The organism is Frankia sp. CeRuru1 (genome assembly GCF_977966315.1).
In genome coordinates this window covers 1-9,081 of the sequence record NZ_CDWWEW010000206.1, presented here as the reverse complement: position 1 = coordinate 9,081, position 9,081 = coordinate 1, and the positions used below count along the sequence as shown (strand labels likewise).

The window sequence follows — 9,081 nt, the reverse complement described above, 5'->3', positions numbered from 1 at the left end:
ATCCCTGCCGGCGCCAGCACGCCCGCGCGCGGTCGTGATCGACGCGCCCGACCCGCGGGAACAGCCGCGAAGGCGGCGAGCGCGAGGACCGGCATGGCGAGTTGGCCGGCGTCGGTGAGATACCCGGCATCCGTCGCGGTCCGCCCTCCGACCGATGCCCCATCCCAGCGGTGCAGCATCCATCCGGCCTGTCCGACCGTCCAGGTCGTCAGCGCGAAGGACAGCCATACCAGCCAGCGGCCCCGTACTCGACCGAGACGGCGACCGGCCCGGGCACAACTTAGTGTCGCGGTCAGGCCCGCGGCGATCGCGGCGGCGTCGACGAGCATCCCTCGTCCCGTCCTCCTCCCCCTGCGCCGGCCGCCTGGGGCAGTCGGCCACCTGGGGCAGAGGGATCCGACCGGACCACGGAAACGGCCGGCTACATCACGACAAGATACAAACGAGCGCGACGGCGCCCCTCGGAACCGTAACGCGTGATCGCTATATCACAAAGAGTAGGCGGATACCTCGCGTGCCGCGCGGTCTCTGCCAGCGTCCGGATCGGGGTCAGACCGGCGATACGGGTCCCATCCGGCCCCCGCTGCCAGAGATGCCGGATCGACGCTGCCGAGTCCATCGGGGGCTGGCACCATCTACAGGCATGAGCGAGCTGCTGGCGACCCATCCTGAACAGCCTCAGCGCAAGGCCCGCAGTGGCCTGCTCGAGCCTCTGGAGGCGCCGCGCCAGCCGGCGCCGTCCGACCTGCCCGCCGGCCGCTTCATCAACCGGGAGGCGTCCTGGCTCGACTTCAACGCCCGGGTCCTCGCGCTCGCCGAGGACGTGTCCACGCCCCTGCTGGAGCGCGCGAAGTTCCTGGCGATCTTCGCCAGCAACCTGGATGAGTTCTTCATGGTCCGGGTCGCGGGGCTGATGCGACGCGAGGCGACGGGACTGGCCGTCCGTTCCGCCGACGGGCTGACCTCCCGGGAACAACTCGATCTCATCAGCAAGATGACGGCCGAGCTCGCCCAGCGGCATTCGCGGTGCTTCACCGACGAGGTGGGGCCGTCGCTGGCCCATGCCGGGATCAGCATCCGGTTCTGGTCCCAGCTGACCGAGACCCAGCGTGATCAGCTGCACCACTATTTCCACGAGCAGATCTTCCCGGTGCTCACCCCCCTCGCCGTCGATCCGGCGCATCCCTTCCCCTACATCAGCGGGCTGTCGCTCAATCTGGCCGTCCAGGTCCGTGAGCCGGGCGGGGAGGTCGACCGCTTCGCCCGGGTGAAGGTGCCCCAGAACGTTCCTCGGCTGATCCCCGTGGCGGTGGAGCCCACGGGCACGACCGGTGTCCCGGGGGGCTTGGCCCCCCAGGCGAGCGCATGCTTCGTCCCGCTGGAGGAAGTGATCGCCGCCCATCTCTCCCAGCTGTTCCCGGGCATGGAAGTGATCGACTCCCATCTGTTCCGGGTCACCCGCAACGCCGACCTCGAGGTCGAGGAGGACGAGGCGGAGGATCTGCTCCAGGCCCTGGAGCGCGAGCTCGCCCGGCGCCGGTTCGGTCCCGCCGTCCGCCTGGAGGTGGACGCCGACATCGATGATGATTTGCTCATCCTGCTGATGCGGGAGCTGGAGATCACCGAACGCGAGGTACATCGGGTCGCCGGCCTGCTCGACCTGTCGACCCTGTGGGCTCTCTACGACCTCGACCGCCCGGAGCTGAGGGATACGCCGCGGGTCCCGATCACACATCCGCGGCTGACGACCGATGAGGGCGAGACACCGGACTTCTTCAGCGTGCTCCGGGAAGGCGATGTCCTCGTCCACCACCCGTACGACTCGTTCACCACGTCCGTCCAGCGGTTCATCGAGCAGGCGGCGGCCGATCCGCATGTTCTCGCCATCAAGCAGACGCTCTATCGCACGTCCGGGGACTCCCCCATCGTGGATGCCCTCATCGCCGCGGCCGAGGCGGGGAAGCAGGTCGTCGTCCTCGTCGAGATCAAGGCCCGGTTCGACGAGAGCGCCAACATCCGCTGGGCCCGCGAGCTGGAACGGGCCGGCTGCCACGTGGTCTACGGTCTCATCGGCCTGAAGACCCACTGCAAGACCTGCCTCGTGGTACGCCAGGAACACGGCGGCCTGCGCCGCTACTGCCATGTGGGTACCGGCAACTACAACCCCAAGACCGCTCGGCTCTACGAGGACCTCGGGCTGCTGACCGCCGACCCGGACGTGGGCGCGGATCTCACCGACCTGTTCAACGTCCTCACCGGCTACAGCCGGCAGACGGAGTACCGCTCGCTGCTGGTCGCCCCGCAGCACATGCGGGACGGCATCCTGCAGCGGATCGAAGCCGAGGCCCAGGCTGCCCGGGAGGGCCGGGAATCCGGGATCCGCATCAAGGTCAACAGCCTCGTCGACGAGCAGGTGATCGACGCCCTGTATCACGCCTCCATCGCCGGGGTACCCGTGCACTGCCTGGTCCGCGGGATCTGCGCCCTACGGCCCGGAGTGCCGGGCCTGTCGGAGACGGTCCACGTGCGTTCGATCCTGGGGCGGTTCCTGGAGCACAGCCGGGTCCTCGAGTTCACCTCGTCCGGCGAGTTCTGGATCGGCAGTGCGGACATGATGCACCGCAATCTCGACCGTCGTATCGAGGCACTCGTGCGCGTCCCGCACCCGGACCGGCGAGACACCCTGCGGCAGATGCTCGACCACGCGTTCTCCGACGAGGTGTCCGCCTGGGTGCTGCAGTCCGACGGCCACTGGGAACGACGCACGACCGGGCCGGACGACGTTCGCCTGTCGGACTACCAGCACGACCTGCTGGCCGACGCCATGCGGCGCGGGCACCGGTAAGCCCGGCGCCCGCACCGATGGTCAGTCGTTGCTCGCCGAGACGCTCGACTTGAACTCGGAGCCGGGCCGGAACTTCGGCACGACCGAGGCAGCGACGTGCACGGGCTCACCCGTCGCCGGGTTACGACCCGTGCGGGCGGCACGTTCCACCCGCTCGAACACGCCGAAGCCGGTGATGGTCACCTTCTCTCCGCTCGCGACGGCCTCCTGAATGGCGTCGAACACCGCGTCGACGGCCTTGGTGGCGTTCGACCGCCCGCCCTCGATCTGCTGGGCGATGCGGTCAACCAACTGGGACTTGTTCACAACAACCTCCGGACGCCCCCCGCGGGCGCGGGGTGGGGAGCAGATCGGGCATCACACTGCGCTGCACCGTAGGCATCTCCACTGTCGAGGGCAATTCCCGTGAGCGTGTCGCGTCACACAAACCCGCACGTCAACGGGTTCGCTCCGGTGGGCGACGGGATGCGTAGGGTCCGGCCGGCATAGCCCGTTCGGCAGATTCATTACGTTCAGTAGCGAGAATTGCCTTTCGGTTTGGGCGCAATGTCACCCTTTGGTAGCCGGATGCCCTCGGCCTCGCCGATGCCACTCCGATGGGTAGCTGCCCGGACGCCAGCCGCGACAGTCGATTCATCCCCCTCGGAGACGATCAATTCCCCCCGATGCACCCGCCACCCATCTCACCCTCCCGAATGTGAGATATGACACGCGCCACCGTGAACCCTCGACCGGGACCGGATCCGACCCTGTCCCGGCGGATGGTGCGTACTCGGGAACCGGCGCACCCGGACACCGGTGACCGGGTGACAGCCCCGGGCGTTAGGCGGTGGTCGGCGACCAGGCGGGCCGGCCAGCCTCGAAAGAGGTGATCATCTCTTCGTGGCGAAGGGTCAGCCCGACGTCGTCGAGCCCCTCCATCAACCGCCAGCGGGTGAAGTCGTCGAGGTCGAAGGTGGCCACCAGCCCCGCGCCCCGGACCTCGCGCGCAACGAGATCAACAGTGATCTCGATCGTGGGATCGGCCTCGACGGCGGACGTGAGTGCCTCGACCGTCTCAGCCGGCAGCTGCACCGGCAACAGCCCGTTGCCGAGGGCGTTGCCGCGGAAAATGTCCGCGAACCGGGGCGAGAGCACGGCACGGAACCCATAGTCCTGCAGCGCCCAGACGGCATGCTCCCGCGAGGAACCGGTGCCGAAGTCCGGGCCGGCCAGCAGGATCGACGCCGCGGCGTACACCGGGTTGTTCAGCACGAAGCCGTCGTCGGCGCGCCACTGCGCGAACAGGCCGGCGCCGAACCCCGTCCGCTCGATCCGCTTGAGCCACTCACTCGGAATGATCTGATCGGTATCGACGTCGCTGCGGCGCAGCGGCACCGCGCGCCCGGTGTGAATCGTGAACGCCTCCATCGCGGAAACGCTCCCCTCTCGAAGAAGTCGTGGATGAACGACGGTCGCCGTCGTGCGTGGACCGACGATCCACGCCGGGCGCGCTACAGATCCGCCGGAGCGGTCAGCCGACCGGTCACGGCGGTGGCCGCGGCGACCGCGGGCGAGACGAGATGGGTGCGCCCACCCGGCCCCTGCCGGCCTTCGAAGTTGCGGTTCGACGTCGAGGCACTGCGCTCGCCGGGCCGGAGCGTGTCGGGGTTCATGCCGAGGCACATCGAACAGCCGGCGCTGCGCCACTGCGCTCCCGCAGCCCGAAAGACCTCGTCGAGCCCCTCCGCCTCGGCCTGCGCCTTCACCGCCATGGAGCCGGGAACGACCAGGACCCGGACCCCCTCGCTCACCCGCCGGCCGCGCAGCACGTCGGCGGCGGCGCGCAGGTCGCTCAGGCGCCCGTTGGTGCACGATCCGATGAACACCGTGTCGACGGCGACGTCGGACAACGGGATGCCGGGGGTGAGGCCCATGTAGGTCAGCGCTCGTTCGACCGAGGCCCGCGCGGCCGCGTCCGGGTAGTCGGCGGGCGCGGGAACCAGCGATCCGAGCGGTGCGGCCTGGCCCGGGTTGGTGCCCCAGGTGACGTAGGGCGTGAGGCTCACGGCATCGATCACGACCTCCCGGTCGAAGGCCGCGTCGGAGTCGGAGGCGAGGCTACGCCAGTAGGCCACCGCTTCCTCCCAGGCGGCACCGGTGGCGACATGCGGCCGCCCGGCGAGATACTCGAACGTGACGTCGTCGGGCGCGATCATCCCGGCGCGCGCGCCGGCCTCGATGGACATGTTGCAGACCGTCATCCGGCCCTCCATCGGCAGGGCCCGGATCGCCGCACCGCGGTACTCGATGACGTGGCCGGCACCACCGCCGGTGCCGATCCGCGCAATGATCGCCAGGATGAGATCCTTCGCGGTGACCCCGACGGGCAGGTCGCCTGCCACGGTGATCGCCATCGTCTTCGGCCTGCGCTGCGGCAACGTCTGGGTCGCGAGGACGTGCTCGACCTGGCTGGTGCCGATCCCGAAAGCCAGCGCCCCGAACGCGCCATGGGTGGAGGTGTGGCTGTCACCGCAGACGATCGTCATGCCGGGCTGGGACAGCCCGAGCTGTGGGCCGACGACGTGCACGATGCCCTGGCCCGGGTCGTTCATCGGGTACAGCCGCACCCCGAACTCGGCGCAGTTCTTCCGCAGCGCCTCCACCTGAGCCGCCGAGATCGGATCGGCGATCGGCGCCAGCGTGTCGGTGGTGGGGACGTTGTGATCCTCGGTGGCGAGGGTCAGCTCCGGACGCCGCACGGGCCGCCCGGCCAGCCGCAGGGCCTCGAACGCCTGCGGCGAGGTGACCTCGTGAACCAGGTGCAGATCGATGTACAGCAGATCCGGTTCGCCATCGGCGCGCCGCACCACGTGGGTGTCCCAGACCTTTTCCGCAAGTGTGCGCCCCATGGTCGACCCATTCTCCCCTCTTCTGGCGTGGCGATGAGCTTCCCTGCCCCACAGCCTGGTGTCTCATGATGTGGGATGACAGTATCAATGTGTGAAACAGCTTAGCGGAGTCGGAGTCCTGGACAAAGCAGCCCTCGTGCTGACCGCCGTCGAGGCGGGACCGGCGTCACTCGCTGATCTGGTGGCCCGAACCGGGCTCACCCGCGCGACGGCGCATCGGCTGGCACACGCTCTCGAGGTCCACCGCCTCCTTGGCCGGACCGCCGACGGCCGCTTCGTCCCCGGGCCGCGGCTCGCCGCCGGGACCCCGGCCCCCCTGCCGTGGGACCTGCTGGATCGGGCCGGCCGGGTTCTCACCGAGCTTCGCGAGATGACCGGAGAAAGTGCCCAGCTCTATGTGCGGCGCGGGGCCCTGCGCCACTGCGTCGCCGCCTCCGAACGCGCCAGCGGCCTGCGCGACACCGTGCCCGTCGGCGCCACGCTCCCGATGACGGCGGGATCCGGCGCTCAGGTCCTCCTCGCCTTCGCGGCACATCCCGAGCCGGAACTGCTCGCCGGAGCCCTGTTCGACGAAGCCGTCCTCCGCCGGGTGCGCGATCGTGGCTGGGCGGAGAGCATCGGGGAACGCGAGAGGGGGTTGGCGTCCGTGTCCGCCCCGGTGCACGACGGCCCGGGAACAGTGATCGCGGCAGTGTCCCTGTCGGGGCCAGTGGAGCGGCTCACCCGGTCGCCGGGACGCCGGCACGGCGCGGCGGTCCTCGCCGCGGCGGCCCGGCTCTCGACACCGACCGTCGGCTGACACACCCACCCGCCTGCATCCACCCGCCACCAACCGCCGACCACCGGACGTCGGTCACCAACGGTGGACCGCCACAACTTTTCCTCGGCCACAAAACACGCGACCAGACCTTTTTCGTCGGCCGTTCTTGCCATTCGCCATTTTGAATCCCCCATTCGGACCCCACGCCCGCGACTGCCCGGGCTACATCTGCCGGTGGCGGGCGGCGGCTCTACCGCGCAGGGGTATCCCCCGCCGCGCGGCTTCGCCGCCCTACGTCGTAGCCTGTTCGAGTCGTCCGTCTCGGATGATCGGAACAGTAGGCCGGATGACCCATGCGGGTATTGGCATCTAGTGCAAGCGATACAGCTCGCCCGCGCACTGATGCGCTCGTCCGGATGACGCTCCGGGCTCCGCCCACGGGCCGCCGCCGCCCGCAGCGGCGCCGCCGTAGGCTCGGCCGCCCCGGGCGGCGCCAACGAAGGGGACAACGCGCGGTGCGCAAACTGGGTTCGCGGTACGTGCTGCACGAGATACTCGGGCAGGGTACGACCGGCCAGGTCTGGCGGGGCGCCGCCGTCTCGGACGGTGCTCCCGTGGCCATCAAGGTGCTGCGCCCCGAGCTCGCCGACGATCCCAAGATCGTGGAACGCTTCCTGCGTGAGTGGAACCTTCTGATCGACCTCGACAGCCCGGATCTCGTCGCCGTACGCGATCTGGTGAACGAACCCGACGTGCTCGCCATAGTCATGGATCTGGTTGACGGTCCCGACCTGCGGGCCCATCTGCGCGAGTTCGGGCCTCGGCCGGTGGAGGAGGCGGTCCGGCTCGCCGTCGGCACCCTGTGGGCGCTCGACAGCGTGCACGCCGCCGACGTCGTCCACCGGGACGTCAAACCCGAGAACATACTCATCGACACCTCCGATCCGGCTCATCCGATCGTGCGCCTGACCGACTTCGGGATCGCCCAGATGATCAATGGTTCGTCCCGGACCAGCACCACAGGACCGATCGGGACCCCGCTCTACATGGCCCCCGAGCTGAGCACGGGCGCGCCACCGACCCCGGCAGCGGACGTGTACTCGGCGGGAGTCGTGCTGTACGAGCTTCTCGCGGGTTCGCCGCCGTTCGACTCCCCCAACCCGGCCGAGCTCCTGCAGGCGCACCGCGAAAAACAGCCCCAGCCCATTCAGGGTGTGCCGGCGCCGGTGTGGGGTGTGCTGGCCGGAATGCTCGCCAAGTCCCCGAGGCAGCGGCCCGTGAGCGCCGCCGATGCGGCCGAGGACCTGGCCGAGGCGCTCGAGGCCAGCCGTTGGGGGACCGGCTACGCGTCCAGGCCAGGCAGCCATGCCGACCATGACAACCGAATCCAGATCTCCGCACTCGCCGGCGCGTCCGCGGCCCGGGCCGACAATCATTCCCCCGCCACGGGAACGCAGCGCGTGGTGCGCTCCGCCGCCGTGGCCGCGGCGGCGGGCACGGGAGGCGTGGTCGGCGCATCCGCCGCGCCTGACTGGTCCGACCTGGAGCACACGCAGATCGCGGGCAGTCTGCTGACCACCGCCACGAAGACCGGTGGCACGAAGACCGGTGGACGGGATGGCGGCGTCGAGCGCACCCGGATGGCCCCGGCCACCGGCGGCCGGGGAGGGTGGGACGGTGACGCCCCGACCGGCATACAGCCGGCGCTGCGGATCCCGGCCCGCTCCGACGCTCCGGCCGCGGACACGAACACAGTCATGTCGGCGATCCCGGCGAACCACCAACCCGGCCCCCCGATCGGTGGGGCCGTGGCCGCCTCGCGGGCGGCCGCCGACCGGCGGCGGCGTAGCCGGATCGCGGCGGGTGCGGGTCTTGTCGTCGCCCTCGTCGCCGGTGCCGGCGGCTGGGCGCTCGCCTCCAGCGGGGGCACCGGCGCGGAACTGAGCGCGGACGGTCCCGCCGGGGTGTCCGCCGCGGCAGCCTCGGGCGGTTCCGGCTTCGGAACCAGCGGAGCCGCCGCTCCGGGCGTGGCCGTTGGGGTCAACCCGACGAGCCTCTCCGGGGGCGGGGCGACCCCGCGGCCCAGCGCGAAGGGATCTCCCTCCCCCGGCGCCGGTACGGCGGCTGCGGCTAGCCCCACAGGGGCCACGCCGACGAACAGCCCGACGGCGCGGAGCAGCCCGTCCCCGTCGCCCACCGACGACGGCACGGCGACCGTTCCCAACACCGAGGGCAGCTCGTTCACCACGGCGGAGAACACCCTGAGGTCGGCGGGCTTCACGCACCTCAGTAAGGCCTTCGGGTGTTACGGTGCCGGTGCGGTCGACACCGTCGCGCAGCAGTCCCCGAAGTCGGGAAAGATCGCCAAAACGACCACGATCAACCTGCAGGTCGAGGATTGCGCGCAGGTACCCGGCGTCATCGGAATGACCGAGTCGGACGCCAAGTGGCAGCTCAGCTTCGCCGGTTTCACCTCCACCGCGGTCAACGGGTCGTGCGCCAACGGCGAGACCAGCAAGGTGTCGGCGTACTCCCCCACCGGACAGCGCCCACGCCATTCCACGACGGTGACGTTGACCCTGGCC

At 70.2% G+C, this 9,081-nt stretch carries 6 protein-coding genes and 1 pseudogene; 3 read left to right on the top strand and 4 right to left on the bottom strand.

The features are described 5' to 3' along the window. Positions 1–329: pseudogene (locus AC08OP_RS15205) on the bottom strand (GGDEF-domain containing protein); the annotation flags it as partial. Positions 330–643: 314 nt separating this feature from the next. Between AC08OP_RS15205 and AC08OP_RS15200 the strand changes: the two are divergent. Further along, entirely contained in the window at positions 644–2,845 is a 2,202-nt protein-coding gene (locus AC08OP_RS15200) for an RNA degradosome polyphosphate kinase (RefSeq protein WP_476614799.1), read from the top strand. Positions 2,846–2,866: 21 nt separating this feature from the next. Here the strand turns inward: AC08OP_RS15200 and AC08OP_RS15195 are convergent, their stop codons facing one another. The 3 genes from AC08OP_RS15195 to leuC all read right to left on the bottom strand — a co-directional run bounded on the left by AC08OP_RS15195 (position 2,867) and on the right by leuC (position 5,736). After that, positions 2,867–3,151, bottom strand: coding sequence for an HU family DNA-binding protein (locus AC08OP_RS15195; protein WP_011437995.1), 285 nt, complete (start codon positions 3,149–3,151; stop codon positions 2,867–2,869). Positions 3,152–3,667: 516 nt separating this feature from the next. Then, positions 3,668–4,255, bottom strand: a complete 588-nt coding sequence (gene leuD, locus AC08OP_RS15190) for a 3-isopropylmalate dehydratase small subunit (RefSeq protein WP_476614798.1) — start codon at positions 4,253–4,255, stop codon at positions 3,668–3,670. A gap of 83 nt (positions 4,256–4,338) precedes the next feature. Further along, positions 4,339–5,736, bottom strand: a complete 1,398-nt coding sequence (gene leuC / locus AC08OP_RS15185) for a 3-isopropylmalate dehydratase large subunit (protein ID WP_476614797.1) — start codon at positions 5,734–5,736, stop codon at positions 4,339–4,341. Between the two features lie 91 nt (positions 5,737–5,827). Between leuC and AC08OP_RS15180 the strand changes: the two genes are divergently transcribed. After that, entirely contained in the window at positions 5,828–6,535 is a 708-nt protein-coding gene (locus tag AC08OP_RS15180; RefSeq protein ID WP_476614796.1) for an IclR family transcriptional regulator, read from the top strand. A 476-nt stretch (positions 6,536–7,011) separates the two neighbouring features. Continuing rightward, positions 7,012–9,081, top strand: a 2,070-nt coding sequence (locus tag AC08OP_RS15175; RefSeq protein WP_476614795.1) for a protein kinase domain-containing protein, incomplete at its 3' end; no start/stop codon positions are given.

Bases quoted from the DNA above. Each gene is read 5' to 3' on its own strand.
- leuD (WP_476614798.1), bottom strand. From the start codon at position 4,255: ATGGAGGCGTTCACGATTCACACCGGGCGCGCGGTGCCGCTGCGCCGC.
- AC08OP_RS15200 (WP_476614799.1), top strand. From the start codon at position 644: ATGAGCGAGCTGCTGGCGACCCATCCTGAACAGCCTCAGCGCAAGGCC.
- leuC (WP_476614797.1), bottom strand. From the start codon at position 5,736: ATGGGGCGCACACTTGCGGAAAAGGTCTGGGACACCCACGTGGTGCGG.